The sequence below is a fragment of the Nocardia sp. bgisy134 genome (genome assembly GCF_057708325.1).
The window spans coordinates 60,821-77,733 of record NZ_JBYIRW010000025.1 but is presented as its reverse complement, the minus strand read 5'-3'; the positions used below and the strand labels follow the sequence as shown (position 1 = coordinate 77,733).

Sequence of the window (16,913 nt, the reverse complement as noted above, 5' to 3'; positions counted from 1 at the left end):
ATGGAATTCGCCAGGTGGCTTCGGGATCGTGCGACCAGGATCACTGAGACGACGTGCCGTCTCGAACTTGATACCGGAATCCAGTGCGGGTCGGCACGATCAACGATGCTGTCGTTCAGCGTCTTCTGCGATCCAGGCCGCGATCTGTGCGCGAGAGGTGAATCCGAGTTTGGTGAGGATGTGCTCGACGTGGCCTTGGGCGGTGCGTGGGGAGATCACCAGTTCCGCGGCGATCTGCTTGTTGGTCAGGCCCTGGGCGATGAGGGCTGCGACCTGGCGCTCACGCTTGGTCAGCGCCACGCCCGGACCCGACGTCGCCGTGCTGTTGGGGGGCTGCTCGCCGAGTGCGTAGGCCACGGCCTCGTCCATCCCCATCTTCTGCCCTTTGCGGACGGCCGCATCGAATCCACGTGCGCCGAGGGCGGATCGCGTCATCCGGACATAGTCGGCGTGCTGTTGCGATAACGGGAAGACACTCGCCGTAGCGCCCATGGATCGCTGCAGTTCCTGCGCTGCTCCCATCAGTACAGCCGCGCGTTCAGTGTTACCAGCAGCGCCGACAGTCCAGGACAGTGCCTCGAGACTCAACGCGGCGACAACCGGACTGTGTATTCGCCGGTTGACTCGCAACGCACTCTCGAGCAGTTCGATGGCCAGGGCCCGCTCACCTTGCTGCCAGACCGCAATTCCCATGCCCCACAACGCGGACGACCGGAACAGCGATTCACCGCATGCTTCGGTAATCGAAAGCAGCTGCCGATAACACTCGATCGCACGCTGTGTCTCACCGGCCAGTTCGTGCACCACACCGAGCATCAACAAAGTAGCAACGTGAAAGAACCCCTGCCGATGCGAGCTGACCATCTCGACGGCGCGTTCGAAGGAGGAGCACGCCAGGGCAAGCTCACCGCGATACAGCGCCACGGCACCGTCGGCGTGACTGATCAGCGCCCGGGTCATCCGGGTGGGATCCCGTTCTGCGAGCGTGTGGCCCTCCTCGGCGAGGGCCGCCGCGGCAGGCAGATCGCCCTGCATCGCCGCCATAAAGCAGCCGGCATGAAGCGCTTTGACACGATCAGGTACGGACTGCCGGGCAGGGTGATCGAGGAGCCGGTCGATCCAGCGACGACCTTCGCCGTACAAACCTCGGAAAATCCAGAACCCGAACAACGCGGCAGCGGTGCGCAGCCCGGCTTCGGCTGCCTCCTTGGTTTTCTCGGTCAGGCTGTATTCGAGCGCGTCGCGCAGGTTGGGTTGCTCGCGATCGAGCCTGGCGATCCAATATGGCTGCCGATCGCTGATCCACTCCGCCTCCGCGGCCAACGCCAACTGGCGGTACCAATCGCGGTGACGGTTCCGCAGCTGCTGAGCCTCGCCGGACTCCCTCAGCTTCTGCCGGCCGTACTCGCGCACCGTCTCCAGCATCCGCAACCGCACCACGCCATCGGACTCCTCCCGGATAAGGATCGACTTGTCCACCAGCGAGGACAACACATCGAGCGGATCCTCTCGAGCCAGATCCACCCCGCACACCTCTTCGGCGGCATCGAGTTCGAAACCACCAGCGAATACCGACAGCCGGGCCCACAGCCGCTGCTCGGCCAAGGTGCACAATCCGTAGCTCCAGTCGACACACCACCGCAGCGTCTGCTGCCGGGTGGGCGCGGTGCGGCTGGCCCGGGTCAACAGCGCATACCGATCATCGAGCCGCTGCAGGATCTGCCCGGGCGACATCGTGCGCACACGCGCCGCCGCCAGTTCGATCGCCAGTGGTAATCCGTCGAGCCGGGCACAGATCCGGGCCACGGCTGCCTTGTCGTCGTCGGATAGTTCCAGACCTGGCACCACCGCGGTCGCACGATCGGCGAACAAGGTCACCGCGTCGTAACGGGGCAGCTCTCGCAGCGACGGCTTGCGATTCGGAGCCGGAACCGGCAGCGGCGGCACCTGCAGTACCGCCTCTCCGGCGATACCCAGCGGTTCGCGGCTGGTGGCTAGGACCCGCAGGTTCAGACACTTCCGCAACCAGGTCTCGACTACCTCCGCCACCGCCGCCACCAGATGTTCGCAGTTGTCCAACACCAGCAGCGCCTCCCGCGCGGACAAGAACTCCACCACCACCTCGCGCAACGGCCGCGCCGACTCGTCGCGCAATCCGAGCGTGCCCGCCACCGCGTTGACCAGCAGCGCCGGATCGGACACGTCGGCCAGCTCGACCAGCCACATCCCGTCGGCAAATTCCCGTGGCGCCGTCGCCGCTCCCCGCAGCGCCAGCCGCGTCTTGCCGACACCACCGATCCCGGTCAATGTCAACAGCCGCACCGAGGACAGCAAATTCTTCATCTCCGCCAGCTCGGTGCGCCGATCGACGAAACTGGTCAACTCCAGCGGTAAGGAGCCGCCACCCTGTGCAGTCGCCGACGTCGGCGCGCGCCATCCCCGCATGGCACGCTTAGGGTCCCGGCGTTCCGGGAGTGGTCCAGGCTGCAGCGCCATCTCGTCCACGGTGAATCCGTGGTTGCGCTGCACCTGCTGGATCGCCTCCCCCAGCTCCGCCGCCGACGGCCGCCGCTGCGGATCGCGGTTCATCGCCGCCGCGACCACCGCCGCCACGTCCGCGGCGATATCTTGCTCGCGCAAGTCCGGCACCGGCTGGGTTGTGATCCGCAAAAACTGCGCAACCACCTGCTCCCCGCTGCGTCGTTCGAAGGCCGCATGACCGGTCAGCGCACAGAACAGGGTGGCTCCCAACCCGTAGACGTCCGCGGCCGCAGTGGGAGCTTGCCCCTCGAGCACCTCCGGGGCCGTGAACGCCGGCGACCCGGTCAGGGCACCCGCATCTGTTTCGAACCCCCCGGCGATTCGGGCGATACCAAAGTCGGTCAGCGCGGGCTCACCGTAATCGGTCAGCAGAATGTTGCCCGGTTTCACATCGCGATGCACGATGCCGAGGCGGTGGGCGCTCTCCAGCGCTCCGGCGATCTTCACCCCGATCCACAGCACGGTCTCAGACGGAAGCGCGCCTTGCCCGCGGATCCGTGCGTCCAGCGAATCCATTGGGTGATACGGCATCACCAGATACGGCCGTTCACTCGCAGTGGTACCCGCCTCCAGCACCGTCACGATGTTCGGATGCCCGGTCAACCGGCCCATCGCCCGCTGCTCTCGGAAAAACCGCGCACGGTTCTCTGCGTCCAGCTCCGCGGTCAGCACCTTCACCGCCACCGCCCGATCCAGCTCCGACTGTGTGCAGCGATATACCACCCCGAAACCGCCCCGCCCGACCTCTTCGGCATCCTCGAACCCTGCCGCAGCCAATTCCTCCGTGACCGGCTCTAACACGCCACGGATCGTCCGGAACGGATCATCCTCACCCATCAGCAAGCACACCACCCGCCTGCGTTCCCGGCACCGAGCAATCTGGGTCAACTCTTCGTTATAGGCCCAGCGTATCCCCACCGAACGTCGGCCACTTTGCTATCGGTATGGCTGTCGATCGAGACATGAGCGGCGGCTCTGTCGGCGAGGATCTTCACCTGCCGGTGCGCCCCGACCGACCGCAACCTACCCAACAGCTCGGCAACCTCGACCGGGTTATCGACGGCGACCTGGGCAGCCGCTCCAACGGCCAATAACTCCACCTACTGATGCGCCTCCACCTCCCCCCAACCGGCCCAGCACCAGGGCCCATCTCCCCGAATCGCGGCACTAAGTGGTTCCCCCCGCAAGTTCTTCGGGGGTCAGTGCCCGAGGTAGAGGTCGCAGGCGCAGTCGAGGGCTTCTTGGGGACTGCCTGCGGTGAATCCGGTGGGCAGGATCTGGTTTTCGTACTTGCCGCTGCTGGCGAGGTAGAGGCCGAATCCCCAGACCGAGGCCGATCCGCCGTAGTGGAGCCGGATGAGGGGCAGCCGGTCGCCATCGGCCAGTTCGCCCTCGACGTAGGCGAATTGGCCGTGGTAGCGGACATGCAGGCCGGTCAGCTGCGGCCAGTAGTCGCGGGCGTGCTGGCGCAGCCGCTGGGCCAGGGAAGTCTTGGTCGAGTCCGGGATCACGGGCATGAGGGTCATCTTGCCTGCTGCGGCGTGTCGAATCGGCCCAGGTGAGGTAATCGGGCAAGGTCGTGGCGGTTGATATCTCGAAAGTCGTTGAAAGTCTGTCATTTTCGTGCCAGTCCCCCGTGCCCGCCAGATCGTGCTGACCGCGTCCGAGCCGCGACGGCTCGAGAAACTGGCTTACTCCCGCACCGCCGAGATCGGGCTGGTCGTCGGTGTCCGGATCGTCCTCGATGCCGCTCATGGCCACTCCAACAACCAGATCGCCGTGCGGCAGGCAGTTCATCTCGACACGGTGCGAACCTGGCGTGACCGATACGCAGACCACGGCCTGACCGGGCTGCAAGACCGGCCGCGATCGGGCCGGCCACCCCGGTTCACTCCCGTCCAACGCGCCGAGATCAAAGCACCTAGCGTGCCAGCTCCCAGCCGAAGCCGGCGTGCCGCTGTCACGGTGGAGCAGCACCGACCTGGCCACCGAGGCGATCGGCCGGGGGATCGTGGCAGCGATCTCGGCCTCGACCGTCGGCCGGATCCTGGCCGAGGATGTGCTCAAACCATGGCAGTATCAGTCATGGGTGTTCATCCGCGACCCGGACTTCGCCGCGAAAGCGGCCCGAGTACTCGACCTATACCAGCGGGTGTTCGACGGCACCCCGCTCCCCGACGACGAGTATGTGATCTCCTCGGACGAGAAGACCTCGATCCAGGCCCGCTGCCGCTGCCACCCCACGCTGCCGCCCGGCACCGCCCGCATGATGCGTGTCAACCACGAATACGACCGCGGAGGCTCGGTGGCCTACCTGGCCGCCTAAGACGTTCACCACGCCCAGGTATTCGGGCACTGCGCGGCGAAGTCATGACCCTGGTGGAGAAAGTAGCGACCAGCGAGCCCTACGCCTCGGCCAAACGGGTGTTTTGGGTGGTCGACAACGGATCCTCGCACCGCGGCAAAGCCGCTGCCGATCGGCTGGCCGCACGGTTTCCCAACGCGGTCATGGTCCACACCCCGGTGCACGCCTCCTGGCTGAACCAAGTGGAGATCTTCTCCATCGTGCAACGAAAGGTCGTGTCTCCCAACGATTTCACCAGCCTTGACCAGGTCGAAGACCGACTCACCGTCTTCGGGCGTCGCTACCACGAGACCGCCCGGCCCTTCGAATGGAAGTTCACCCCCGGCCGACCTCGAGGACCTGATGGCCCGGATCGAACGGCACGAACAGAAAGAGCACTCCCAACAGCCCACCGGCTGCGGTCACCAGACTGCCGCATCACCAGCAGCCGCGTGAACCCCCGAAGAACTTGCGGGCGAAACCACTAAGGCCGAATCCCCTCAGATTCCCCAGTTTGTGGACCGCAATGTGGACGCAGAAGGGGCGCAATCTCGCGATTACGCCCCTGACCTGCTATTTATCTGTGTCCGGAGGGGGACTTGAACCCCCACGCCCGATAAAGGGCACTAGCACCTCAAGCTAGCGCGTCTGCCATTCCGCCACCCGGACCGGTGGTGCTCAGCAAGGTTAACGGATGCGGCGGCTGGGACCAAATCGCGGTACAAACCGCAGGCCACCGGGCAGGTTCGGGCTGTCGGGGGTGGGGTCAGCGGAGCTCTTCGAAGGTGCGCTCGAAGGCGAGCGCACCGTGGCCGTCGGCGACCTGGCGGTCGATCAGATTCTTGATCGGACCGACCACATCGAGCGCGACGCCGGCGTCGCGGCTGGCGCGCGCGATGGCGTCGAGCGCGGCTTTGTGGAAGGCCAGGTGCTGCACGTCGGTGGCGTAGTCGCCGCCGTCGATGATCCGGCCGTATTCCGGCAGGAGCTGGGCCATCGCCGTGATCCACGCGGTCGCACGTTCGGCGAACGCGGAAGCCGAGGCTCCGGTGGAGCGCACCAGTGCCGCGCCGTGAAAGAAACCGGCGAACATCGCGTACATGTTCGACAGCAGCGCGAAATCCCAGGTGGACGCGAGACCCGCGTCGTCACCGAAATAGTCTGCGGCGGCGGCGGATTCGAGCAACTCGCGGTTGTCGTCGAAGACCTTGCGCGACCCGCTGTACAGAATGGCCGCGCCGGGCTGTCCGATCATCGGCGGCACCGCCATGATGCCGCCGTCGAGGTAGTCGATGCCGTGCCGTTCGGCCCACCGGGCCAGCTCGCGCGCTTCCTCCGGCGCGGTGCTGGTCAGGTTGATCACCTGTTTGCCGGACAGCCGGTCCGCGACCGGATCGAGCGCGGCATGCACCGACGCGTGGTCGAGCAGTACGACCACGATCACCTCCCCCGCCCATACGGCCTCGTCCACGGTGGCCGCGGCGACCGCGCCTGCCGCGACGAGGTCGGCGTCCTTGCCCGGGGTCCGGTTCCAGACGGTGGTGGGCCGGCCGGTCTTCAGGAAGGCCGACGCCAGGGCCTGGCCCATCGCGCCGAGACCGAGAACCGTCACCGAGGTCTGCTGGATTTCCGCCATCGCGGGTCAACTCCTTGGGTTGGAAACGTTGTGGTCAGCGCGCTGGAATCAACACTGCTCGAGTGACGTTGGGTCGACAAGTACCTACTATTCGGTCGGGTACTTACCAACACGTGTGTGAGCAGCTAGCGAGGTTCGGCGATGGGCGCAAAGAGATCGGGACCATACTTCTGCGGCATCGACGCGGCCATGGACGTGATCGGCGGCAAGTGGAAAGCGCTGATCCTCTGGGAGCTCGAGGTGAACGGTGTGCGCCGCTTCGGCGAGCTGCGCCGCGGTCTGCCCGGCGTCTCGGAGAAGATGCTCATCCAACAGCTGCGCGAGCTCGAGGAGGATGGCATCGTCACCCGCGAGATCTTCCCGGAGATCCCGCCGCGCGTGGAATACCAACTCACCGAGCTGGGTTCGACCCTCAACCGCGCACTCGAACCGCTCGGCGCCTGGGGTCGCGACCGCATCGATCGCATCGGCGCCGACCGCGTCCACATCCCGGCCTGACCTGCCGATTTGGCGATCGGCCCACCCATCCCTTTATGATCATGATCCGTTGGCGACGCCAAGTCGCCACGGACACAACAGAACACACCGGTCCGGGTGGCGGAATGGCAGACGCGCTAGCTTGAGGTGCTAGTGCCCTTTATCGGGCGTGGGGGTTCAAGTCCCCCTTCGGACACAGACAGTACGCCGAGCTGTGGTCGTGGGTTCGCCTCCGCCGTGACTTGTTCCAGCTTGCTCGTCGAACATCTGCGGCCAGCGCGGATCGTAGGGCACGAGAACAATCGGTTCGAGCTGTGGCGGCTTGCCGTCGACCTGGGCAGCGGCAATTTGCTGCGGGGTGCCGCGCGGCAGCCGAGTGACCTTGGGTACACCGACGATAGCGTTCGACTATTGAGCATCTGGCCTGGCTGAATCGACTAGTGTGGACCTATCCGCTCGCGGGCGCGGGTTGGATTGCAAGCGAGTACGCCGTTAGCCAGACGAGTGGTCACGGGACGGCACAATGGACGACATACCAATGGGTGGCGGGGACACCGCCCGGGCGTCGGGGCCAGCGGTGACGTTCGGGCGCTATCGGCTGTTATCGGTGCTGGGTCAGGGCGGTATGGGCCAGGTGTGGCGGGCGCATGATTCGCTGACCAACCGGGTGGTGGCGCTCAAGTTGTTGCCCGAGCGCTACGCCGATGACGAGCAGCTGCGCGAGCGGTTCCGCCGGGAGTGCCGGGCGGTGGCGCAGTTGACCGAACCGCATGTGATCCCCATCCACGACTTCGGCGACATCGACGGTCGGCTCTATCTGAATATGCGCTTGATCGAGGGCACCGACCTGCGCAAGGTGATCACGCAAGAAGGGGCCTTGTCGCCGCAGCGGGCAGTGGCGATCGTCGCGCAGGTGGCCGGCGCGCTGCAGGCGGCCCACGACGCCGGGCTGGTCCACCGCGATGTCAAACCCACCAATATCCTGCTGGGGCCCGATGAGTTCGCCTCCCTGATCGACTTCGGGATCGCCCACGCCGCCGACGACCGTACGCTGACCGCGACCGGCGAGACGATCGGCACCGTCGCCTACATGGCGCCGGAGGAGATCGACGCGGAGGTCAAGGCCGATGCCCGTGTGGACGTGTACGCGTTGACGTGTGTGCTGTATGAGTGCCTGACCGGTCGGCCGCCGTTTGCGAGCACATTGGGGATGCAGGGTGTGATCGCCCATCACCTGCACACCCCGCCGCCGTGTCCCAGCACCACTACACCTGATGTACCGACTGCGTTCGATGCCATCATCGCCATGGGGATGGCCAAGAATCCCGACGATCGTTACCAGACCGTGCGCGAGCTGGCCGCGGCGGCCCGCGCCGCGGTGGGCGATTCCGCGGTCGACACCACCGGGGGCGTGGCTGCGCGCCGTGGGCGGCGAATCAGATTGTCGCCCAAGACCGCCGGGCTGCTCGCCGCCGCGGTCGCGGTCGCGGTGGTGTCCGTCGTGGCTGTCGTCCTCGGTGTCCAACGGGAATCAGGCGGCGGTGGTCAGTCGCCCACATCCATCGCCTCGGGTTACTCGTCACAGATCCCGCTGCCGTTTACCGGCGTCAGCCTGCCCACCGGTGTGGCGGTCGACACTGCGGGCAACATATACGTCACCGACATGGGTAGCGATCGGGTGCTGAAATTGGCCGCTGGCGCGTCGACGCCGACCCCGCTGCCGTTCACCGGCCTGAAGAATCCTCAGGATGTGGCGGTCGACCCGGCGGGCAACATATACGTCAGCGACACGAGTAACGATCGGGTGCTGAAATTGGCGGCCGGCGCGGCGACGCCGACCCCGCTGCCGTTCACCGGCCTGAAGGATCCCCACGGTGTGGCGGTCGACGGGGCGGGAGATGTATACGTCGCCGACCGGGGTAATGATCGGGTGCTGAAATTGGCGGCCGGCGCGGCGACGCCGACCCCGCTGCCGTTGACGGGGCTCCAAGGTCCCGATGGTGTGGCAGTCGACCCGGCGGGCAACGTGTACGTCACCGAATTGGGTACCGAGCAGGTGAAGATGTTGGCGGCGGGCGCGTCGGCATCGACCATGTTGCCGTTCACCGGGCTAAAAGATCCCCAGGCCTTGGCGGTCGACACGGCGGGAGACGTGTACGTCGTCGACTGGGGTAACAAATCGGTGGTGATGTTGGCGGCCGGCGCGTCGACGCCGACCCCGCTGCCGTTCACCGGTCTGCAGAATCCCCAGGGTGTGGCGGTCGACTCGGCAGGCGACGTATACATCACCGATCTAGGCCCCGATCCGGTGGTGAAACTCCCGGCTAGCTGAACCCGGCCTACCACGATCGCAGCAGTGCCGCGATCGAGAACGCAGTGCGGGGGTCGACCACAGGACTGCCCGGCGGCCAGCGGGTAAGGAGTTCCCCTGGCAGCCCGGTACTGGCGTAGATCGATGGAGAGGATCTGAACCTTGGGCGATCTTTCTCGCCGTGACCTGCTCAGGACGTCGGCTGCCGCTGGCGTTGGAGCAGTCGTCGTCTCGGGCCTCACGGCCGCAGACACGCCGGATATTGCGGACGCAAGCTCCCCGGGAATCGAGGCCGCGGACCACCCGAGCAAAAGCCCGGGATGCCCGCCCGCGACGCTGACCGGCCACATCGTCCGCCCGGGTGACGCGTCGTACACGGATGCGCGACTCGGCTGGGACCAGCTCTTTTCTCACTATCCGCTGGTCATCGCCTTCGCACAGGAAACCCAGGACGTGGTGAACGCCCTGACGTGGGCGCGGCAGCACGACATCGCGCTGCGGGTGCGGAGCGGCCGCCACGCCCTCGAAGGCTGGTCGAACATCGACAACGGCGTCGTAATCGACGTCAGCCAGCTGAAGTCGGTCCAGATCGACCCTGGCGCTCGTATCGCGACGGTCGGTGCTGGGCTGAACCAACTGGAAGCGGTGACGACGCTCGCGAAGCAGAACTTTGCGGTCACAACCGGGAGCGAGGGCAGCGTGAGCCTGTGTGGCGCAACGCTCGGCGGTGGCCTCGGGCCCCTCAACCGCTGGCTCGGCATGGCCTGCGACAGCCTGATGGCGGCCGAGGTCGTCGTCCCGTCGGGTCACGACTGTGCCGAGGTGATCAACGCGGACGTACAGCACCACTCGGACCTGTTCTGGGCGCTTCGCGGGGCGGGAAACGGCAACTTCGGGATCGTCACACAACTCACCTATAAGGTGCATCCGCTCGAGCATCTCGCCTCTGTGCAGGCGGTATGGGATGGACTCGGGGACCTGTACGGGGTCTTCGAAGCGTGGCAGCGTGCGGTACCGTCTGCCGACAGCCGTCTGGGATCCGAGCTCGAGATCCACAAGTCCCAGATCCTGCTGTCCGCGTGGCTTGTGAACGGGGCAGCGGCACAGGCCAGAGAGATGCTGGCTCCGATCCTGTCGGTCGGCACGCCCGATGTCACGGTGCAGGTCGGTAACTGGGGCGATATCTTCGCGGGAGCCCAGGTCCCGCTCGCGCAAGAGCCCGCGAATTGGAAGTTCTTCTCGGAGTTCGTCGAAGAGCGGTTCCCGAAGAAGGCGATCGACATCATCGGCGACTTCATGCGAAACGCTCCCACAGAGGAGAGCAACTACTTCGTCGATGCCTTCGGCGGGGCGATCAAGAGGGAGCCCCCCGGCGGCACGGCGTTCGCGCATCGCGACGCGCTCTTCTACGGCGAGATCGGCGCGGCCTGGGGGACTCGTTCGACACAACCAGGCGTCGGCGACCCGCTGACCTCGCAGGCCCAGGCATGGACCGCTGAGTTCAGCCAGGCGCTGCGGCCATACGTGGACGGCGCCTACGTCAACGTGCCGAACATCGGAATGCAAGAGTGGGAGACCGCCTACTGGGGGAGCCAGCGCTTCGAGCGGCTGCGCAGGATCAAGGCGAAGTACGACCCCCACAACGTCTTCCAGTACGAGCAGAGCATCCCGCCCGCGTCACACTGATCTGCGAATTTCCGCAGGTAGGAGCATCATTGGTGTGCCGACTGCAGAGTGGCGGCGCCGATGTCCGACGCCGACTCAGAGTGCGGTAGCCAGCCATGCGCGCGGTGAGCATCCCAGTCTTTGTGTGAAAGCCCGCGAGAACGCCGGTGGGTTGGCGTAGCCGAGTTCCGTGGCGATGCGAGCAATCGAGGCACCGGCGCGAAGCCGATCCTGGGCGACCGTGATCCTCCATCCGGTCAGGTACTCGGCGGGTGGCTGGCCCACCATCTCTTTGAAACGGGCGGCGAAGGAACTGCGGGACATACGTGCTTCCTGCGCCATTGTGGCGAGCGTCCAGGCCCGCCCAGGTGACTCGTGGATGGCGACGAGTGTACGGGCGAGGCGTTCGTCGGCGAGCCCTGTCAGCAGGCCGGTGGGCAGGGCGAGCTCGTCGACGTGGTCGAGAATCCAGCGGAAGAGCTGGATGAGGACGACTTCGAAGAGCCGATCGGCCAGCAGTCGTTGGCCGCATCGCAGATCGTCGATCTCGGCGAACAGTAGATCGAGTGCTGGTTCGAGGGTGCTGACGGCGTCCAGTGGGAGCACGATCACGGGCGGGAGCGTGCGTACGAGGGGGTGGGTCGGGCCGCCGTCGAAGTCGAGTGTTGCGCAGGCGAAGTCGGAGTCCTCGGTGGGTGCGTTGCGGAAGGCGTGTTCCAGCGGGCGTGGATAGAACAGCAGGCTGGGCTTGTCGATCCGTCGCTTTTCCAGCCGACCGCTGACGCCTCGGTGTGTCACTTCCATCTCACCGTGCCGGAGCACGTGGAGGAAGCCTCGTCCCGGTTGTGCGTCGAAGGTCGTCACGCCACACAACGGTCCGGTATGGAACAGGCGGGTCCGCACCCGGAACCGTTCGAGCAGAGGCGAGAGCCGGTCGAGGGAAGACACGGATCAAGTGTGCCGGACGATATGGTACGAATTCAAGATGATATGCATTAATTCGTCCAGCTGATCCTGACAGTCTGAGGGTGCGTCGCCCGCCGGGAACCTGCGGGAGTCGTCATTGGAAACACGACTGAAGGAATGCCCATGTCTCTTGTCCCCCTTGCCGAGCGTGAGTCCGCGACCGGAACCGTCGAGGACCAGCTCGATCAGATCCATGCCGCGTTCGGCACCGTGCCCGCGATGTTCCGAGCCGTCGCGAACTCGCCTGCCGCTCTGACGAGCATGTGGGCTTCGTTCCGCGCCTTCGGCGGCGGCGCTCTCGGGCCGGCGCTCGGCGAGCAGATCGCCGTGGCCGTCGCCAACCGCAACTCGTGCGAGTATTGCCTGGCCGCGCACACCGCTCTCGGACGCAAGGCCGGGGTGAGCCGTGCGGCGCTGGAGGCCGCGCAGACCGGCCACTCCGATGACCCTCGCACGGCCGCACTGCTAGGCTTCGCGCTGAAACTGGTGGAGAGGCGCGGCCAGGTCACGGCAGAGGAAGTGCAGGCGCTGCGTGATCAGGGTTGGAGCGATGAGCACATCGTCGAGGTTATCGGGCAGGTCGCGCTCAACCTGTTCACCAACTACATCAATATCGCCCTCGCAGTCCCGGTCGACTTCCCCACGGTCGGCCTGCGGCGGGCCGACTGATGTTCGACGTCGACCGGAAGTGTCATCCCGCCGACGTCATAGCGCGATGACAGCCCCGATCAGTGCGGCGATCAGCGCGACGTGCCAAAGAGAGTCGCTGGCGTCGTAGATCGTTCCGCGGCGGGCGCGCATCCACTCGGACGTGCGCCCGCCTCCTCGGGACTCGCAACCAGCCCGACCGCCCCAGCGGTCCGGGAGTCCCCACCGCCAGGAATCCCGCCTGATCCAAACCGCCGTCGCCGCCTGCTGCGTCGAAACGTCGTGTGGCCGAGACCATGCGGGCCGCGAGGATCGGGCTGGCTCGCGACCAAGATGAGGGGTTCGCAGGCGAAGATGAGAAGGGTGAACTGCCCAGGCGATAGTTGTGCAATGACCAGGAGCACTGTTGATCATGAATGCTGACCGGCCTCGTGCTGCCATGTCCGACACGACCGGTGAAGATGGTGTGCCGCAGGCTTTCCGTGCGGAGAGCTCTCGATTGTGCGAGGTGCTCGGCGAGCTGACCGAGGCGCAATTCGCCCTGGCGACTCCGTGCCCGCCATGGAATGTCGCCGAATTGGCGGTGCACATCACCTCCGCTGTTGCCCGTGTCCCCGCGGGGCTCGCCGCGCCCGCGCCACCTCGAGCGGATATCGCCGCCGCCGACTACTACCGGTCGGCGATCTTCGACGATGCTGCCAATGCCGAGCGGGTGCGCATGGCCCAACGCGACGCCGCCGCTTATCCGAACGCGGCCGCGATCACCGCGGCATTCGACGACACTTGGCGACGAACCGACACGGCGATATCGGGGCAACCCGCCGATCGCCTGATCACCACCCGATGGGGCGACGGGATGTTGTTGAGCGAGTTCATGATCACCCGCGTTGTCGAACTGGTTCTGCACGGCCTCGACATGGCCATCGCACTCGGCGAGTCGGCATGGACTACACACGAAGCCGCCGCGGTCGTGGGCGATTTCTTGCAGATCGAGCCCGCCGCTACCCATCTGGGTTGGGACCGCCGGACGGCGTTGGCCAAAGCCAGCGGCCGCGCCGCGCTGTCCACCGGAGAGTCAGCCGAACTCGCGCGCCTGAACATCACCTGGAGACGGTTCGGCTAGTTGTATGGGGTTGTGACGGAATCACATTCGTTCAGCGAGCACCGGTGGTTTCGTCGTGTGCGTAGTGGTCGAGTCCCCCTTCGGACACCAGTGCTCAACACTGAATCGGCCCCGGCGGCAGTCGACTGCGGTGTCGAGTAGGTTGCGCGCTGTGCAGAATCGTTCGGCGTTGGTCGGTAGACAGGACGAGATCGGCCGACTGGAGGGGCTGACGCGCTCGGCTGCCGCGGGCCGGGGCGGGGTGCTGGTACTGCGGGGAGAAGCGGGCATCGGTAAGAGCGCCCTGCTCGAGCAGATCGGCCGAGCGCCTGGGTTTCTCGTGCTGCAGGCATCGGGGTCGGAGTTCGAATCCGAGTTGCCGTTCGCTGCACTGCACCAGCTGTGCGTGCCGGTGTTGGGGCGGGTGGACGAGATGCCGGAGCCCCTGCGAGTTGCGTTCGGCCAGGCCACCGGCGCGCCGCAGATGTTTCGTATCGGGTTGGCGGTCCTGGAGTTGATCGGCGGGGCTGCGCGTAATCGCCCGGTGCTGTGTGTGATCGACGACGCGCATTGGCTCGATGATGCATCGACCAAGGCGTTGATGTTTCTTGCCCGCCGGATCGCTTCGGAACCGGTCGCGATGGTCCTCGCGGCTCGCCAGGGGCTCGATGAGCTTCCCGGTGTGGAACTGGAGGGTCTGACCGACGACGAGGCGCGTGGGCTGCTGCAGTCCACGCTCGATTCTCGGGTGCGTGACCGGATCCTCGCCGAGGCGCGCGGTAACCCGCTGGCGCTGCTGGAGTTGCCGCGCACCGATGGATTCGCTCTCCCCCAGACGTCGTCGGTGGCGAACCGGGTGGAGCGTGGATTCCAGGCCAGGTTGGCGGCATTGCCTGCCGCGGTGCAGTTACTGCTGACACTCGCCAGTGCCGAGCCGACCGGCGACCCCGCCCTGTTGTGGGCGGCGGCCCGCGAACTCGGCATCGATGTCGATGTGAGCAGCGCTGCGGAAGTGTCGGGCCTGATCGAATTCGGCACGCGGGTGCGGTTCTGTCATCCGCTGGCGAGGTCGGCTGTCTACCGGGCTGCTGACGCAACGGAATTGCATACGGTGCACCGAGCGCTCGCTGAGGTAACCCATCCGGTCACCGACGCCGACCGCCGCGCCTGGCACCGAGCTCATGCCGGTGCCGGGCCGAACGAAGCCGTTGCCGCTGAACTGGAAGCATCCGCGTCCCGGGCTCAGGCCCGGTGCGGCGTCGCGGCCGCAGCAGCGTTCCTCGAACGCGCCGCAGCACTGTCGCTGGACCCTGCCAAACGCACAGGGCGCACACTCACGGCCGTGCGGGTCACGCTGGAAGCAGGCGCTGTCGAAGCAGCCTCGGATCTGCTGACCACCGTGGACACCAGCGGCTTGGACGACGGGGTGCTCGCGCGAGTCGATTTGTTGCGCGGGCAGATCGCGTTCAGTCGGCACGGCGACGGGGACGGCCCGCGTTTCATGCTCCGTGCCGCGCAGCGGCTGGCCGCTTTGGATCCGGCATGGTCGCGCGACTGCTACCTCGACGCGCTGGAAATGGCGTTGGCAGTCGGCCACGCCAGCGGGGTGATGGACTCGGTGATACGTGAAGCAGGTTCTGCCCCACAGTCTCCGGCACCGCCGGACATCCTCGACGCGCTGCTCATGCTGACCACCCAGGGGCACCGGGCGGCGGCGCCCTTACTGCGGTCGGTCGTCACCGATGTCGGCGCGTTCGCTGCCCGTCCCGCACTGGCCACGATGGTCGCGGCCGAACTGTGGGACATCGACGCGCACAACGTGATCACCGAGTGGATCATGAAAACCGGTCGTGGTTCCGGCGCGCCGGTCATGCTGCGGCTCGGCCTTGCCCAGGTGGCTTCCGGCGCCGTGCACACCGGCGACTTCGCCGTGGCGATGTCGGCGATCGCGGAAGAGGAAGCGATCGCCGACGCCGTCGGCGCGCCACCGATGATGTATCCGCGGCTGCATTTGGCCGCCGTCCGCGGCCGTCGGCAGGAAGCGCGCGAACTCTTCGATGCGGCCGCAGCGGCGGCTGACGCGCGCGGCGCCGGGCAGCTCATCGCCAACATCCACTGGGCCCAGTCGGTCCTGGGCAACGGTCTGGCCGACTATCCGGCGGCGCTGGCCGCCGCTCAGCAGGCCGCAGCCGGTGGTGACCTGTTCCTCGCGGGCATCGCCCTGCCGGAACTGATCGAGGCGGCCGTGCACTGCGGCCGCAGCACCGAAGCCGAGGCCGCGCTGGCGGCACTGACCGAACGCACCCAGCCGAGCGGCACGGTGTGGGCCACCGGAGTCACCGCGTGCGCCCGCGCTCTCGTCACCGGGGGCGAACCGGCATATCTGGAAGCCATCGAGATCTTCGACGGAACCCGGCTCGCGCCGTACCTTGCCCGGACCGAGCTGCTGTACGGGGAATGGTTGCGCCGCCAGAACCGCAGGCTGGATGCACGCCAACGGCTCCGTAGTGCGCACAACCGGCTGTCGGAGTTGGGGATGGAAGCGTTCGCCCGTCGTGCCGCAGACGAACTGCGGGCCACCGGAGCCCAGGCAGGCGGCCGTTCCACCCGCACCCACGACGAGCTGACCATGCAGGAAATGCACATCGCGCGGCTCGTGGCCGCCGGTGCGACGACCAAAGAGGTCGCCGACCGGCTCTTCCTGAGCCCTCGCACGATCGATGCCCACCTGCGCAACATTTTCCGCAAGCTGGGCATCACCTCCCGCAGGCAGCTGCGGGAGATGCCCGACCTGAAGCCTTAGGAAATGCCCAGCTGCTGGACAACCCACATGCTGTCGGCGTTGGCCCAGTACTCACTGATCAGGTTGTCGGTCACCCTCAGGATGTCGGTGCCGAAGAACTCGATCGGAGTCGGTCCGGGCGCCGCACCGGATAAACCGGACTGGTAGGTCCCGCGACCGAGCCAACGCAGCACCAGATAGGGATCGTCGACCAGTGGCCCGACCTGAACGGTGAAGCGGAGGTCGGGGACAGCTGCCCGGATGCCACCGACCCAGGTGTCGAGGTTGTCGCGGCCGGCAGCGTCTGCGGGAGGTCCGCCCAGCAGCGGTGCCGCATGGGAGACGAAATCCGGGTGGACGGTGCCTTCGATCAGTGACAGGTCACCGTTCCATATGTCGGTCCATGCTTGGGCGATCTTGTCGTAGGACATTGTTCTGGTC

At 66.4% G+C, this 16,913-nt stretch carries 14 protein-coding genes, 2 tRNA genes and 1 pseudogene; 11 read left to right on the top strand and 6 right to left on the bottom strand.

The genetic code is table 11. The features are described 5' to 3' along the window. Positions 1 to 99 precede the first annotated feature (99 nt). Entirely contained in the window at positions 100 to 3,378 is a 3,279-nt protein-coding gene (locus AC3ERS_RS32730; protein ID WP_431972010.1) for a protein kinase domain-containing protein, read from the bottom strand. Positions 3,379 to 3,485: 107 nt separating this feature from the next. Here AC3ERS_RS32730 and AC3ERS_RS32725 point away from each other — a divergent pair, with 107 nt between their 5' ends. Next, positions 3,486 to 3,635 (top strand): hypothetical protein, encoded by a 150-nt coding sequence (locus AC3ERS_RS32725; protein ID WP_431972008.1) that lies wholly within the window; start codon positions 3,486 to 3,488, stop codon positions 3,633 to 3,635. A 105-nt stretch (positions 3,636 to 3,740) separates the two neighbouring features. Here AC3ERS_RS32725 and AC3ERS_RS32720 read toward each other — a convergent pair whose 3' ends face one another. After that, entirely contained in the window at positions 3,741 to 4,067 is a 327-nt protein-coding gene (locus AC3ERS_RS32720) for a hypothetical protein (protein ID WP_431972007.1), read from the bottom strand. Between the two features lie 97 nt (positions 4,068 to 4,164). On the opposite strand from AC3ERS_RS32720, the pseudogene AC3ERS_RS32715 reads away from it, so the two are divergent. From AC3ERS_RS32715 to AC3ERS_RS32705, 3 genes and pseudogenes are all read left to right on the top strand, one after another. Beyond that, a pseudogene (locus tag AC3ERS_RS32715) lies at positions 4,165 to 4,407 on the top strand (helix-turn-helix domain-containing protein); the annotation flags it as partial. Positions 4,408 to 4,492: 85 nt separating this feature from the next. Beyond that, positions 4,493 to 4,867: a hypothetical protein gene (locus tag AC3ERS_RS32710; protein WP_431972030.1), complete on the top strand. Its 375-nt coding sequence runs from the start codon at positions 4,493 to 4,495 to the stop codon at positions 4,865 to 4,867. A gap of 44 nt (positions 4,868 to 4,911) precedes the next feature. Continuing rightward, positions 4,912 to 5,373: a transposase gene (locus AC3ERS_RS32705; protein ID WP_431972029.1), complete on the top strand. Its 462-nt coding sequence runs from the start codon at positions 4,912 to 4,914 to the stop codon at positions 5,371 to 5,373. 96 nt (positions 5,374 to 5,469) lie between these two features. Here AC3ERS_RS32705 and AC3ERS_RS32700 read toward each other — a convergent pair. Next, positions 5,470 to 5,554: transfer RNA gene (locus tag AC3ERS_RS32700), tRNA-Leu, on the bottom strand. A gap of 97 nt (positions 5,555 to 5,651) precedes the next feature. After that, entirely contained in the window at positions 5,652 to 6,521 is an 870-nt protein-coding gene (locus AC3ERS_RS32695) for an NAD(P)-dependent oxidoreductase (protein WP_431972005.1), read from the bottom strand. Between the two features lie 141 nt (positions 6,522 to 6,662). Between AC3ERS_RS32695 and AC3ERS_RS32690 the strand changes: the two genes are divergently transcribed. The 4 genes from AC3ERS_RS32690 (at position 6,663) to AC3ERS_RS32675 (ending at position 10,995) form a co-directional block, all read left to right on the top strand. Beyond that, positions 6,663 to 7,019: a winged helix-turn-helix transcriptional regulator gene (locus AC3ERS_RS32690; protein ID WP_431972004.1), complete on the top strand. Its 357-nt coding sequence runs from the start codon at positions 6,663 to 6,665 to the stop codon at positions 7,017 to 7,019. 90 nt (positions 7,020 to 7,109) lie between these two features. After that, positions 7,110 to 7,194 (top strand) — tRNA-Leu (locus AC3ERS_RS32685). Positions 7,195 to 7,521: 327 nt separating this feature from the next. Beyond that, complete coding sequence (locus tag AC3ERS_RS32680) at positions 7,522 to 9,330, top strand: serine/threonine-protein kinase PknD (RefSeq protein WP_431972003.1); 1,809 nt, start codon at positions 7,522 to 7,524, stop codon at positions 9,328 to 9,330. 141 nt (positions 9,331 to 9,471) lie between these two features. Then, a complete protein-coding gene (locus tag AC3ERS_RS32675) occupies positions 9,472 to 10,995 on the top strand; it encodes an FAD-binding oxidoreductase (protein WP_431972002.1) in 1,524 nt (507 codons plus the stop codon). Positions 10,996 to 11,070: 75 nt separating this feature from the next. Here the strand turns inward: AC3ERS_RS32675 and AC3ERS_RS32670 are convergent, their stop codons facing one another. After that, positions 11,071 to 11,922, bottom strand: coding sequence for an AraC family transcriptional regulator (locus AC3ERS_RS32670; protein ID WP_431972001.1), 852 nt, complete (start codon positions 11,920 to 11,922; stop codon positions 11,071 to 11,073). Positions 11,923 to 12,063: 141 nt separating this feature from the next. On the opposite strand from AC3ERS_RS32670, the gene AC3ERS_RS32665 reads away from it, so the two are divergent. The 3 genes from AC3ERS_RS32665 to AC3ERS_RS32655 all read left to right on the top strand — a co-directional run bounded on the left by AC3ERS_RS32665 (position 12,064) and on the right by AC3ERS_RS32655 (position 16,493). Next, complete coding sequence (locus AC3ERS_RS32665; protein ID WP_431972000.1) at positions 12,064 to 12,609, top strand: carboxymuconolactone decarboxylase family protein; 546 nt, start codon at positions 12,064 to 12,066, stop codon at positions 12,607 to 12,609. A 418-nt stretch (positions 12,610 to 13,027) separates the two neighbouring features. Next, positions 13,028 to 13,711 (top strand): maleylpyruvate isomerase N-terminal domain-containing protein, encoded by a 684-nt coding sequence (locus AC3ERS_RS32660; protein WP_431971999.1) that lies wholly within the window; start codon positions 13,028 to 13,030, stop codon positions 13,709 to 13,711. A 151-nt stretch (positions 13,712 to 13,862) separates the two neighbouring features. After that, positions 13,863 to 16,493: an AAA family ATPase gene (locus AC3ERS_RS32655; protein ID WP_431971998.1), complete on the top strand. Its 2,631-nt coding sequence runs from the start codon at positions 13,863 to 13,865 to the stop codon at positions 16,491 to 16,493. Here the strand turns inward: AC3ERS_RS32655 and AC3ERS_RS32650 are convergent. Continuing rightward, positions 16,490 to 16,903 carry an ester cyclase gene (locus tag AC3ERS_RS32650; protein ID WP_431971997.1) on the bottom strand — a complete coding sequence of 138 codons (414 nt, stop codon included), beginning with the start codon at positions 16,901 to 16,903 and terminating at the stop codon, positions 16,490 to 16,492. The genes AC3ERS_RS32655 and AC3ERS_RS32650 overlap by 4 nt on opposite strands. Between the last annotated feature and the right edge of the window lie 10 nt (positions 16,904 to 16,913).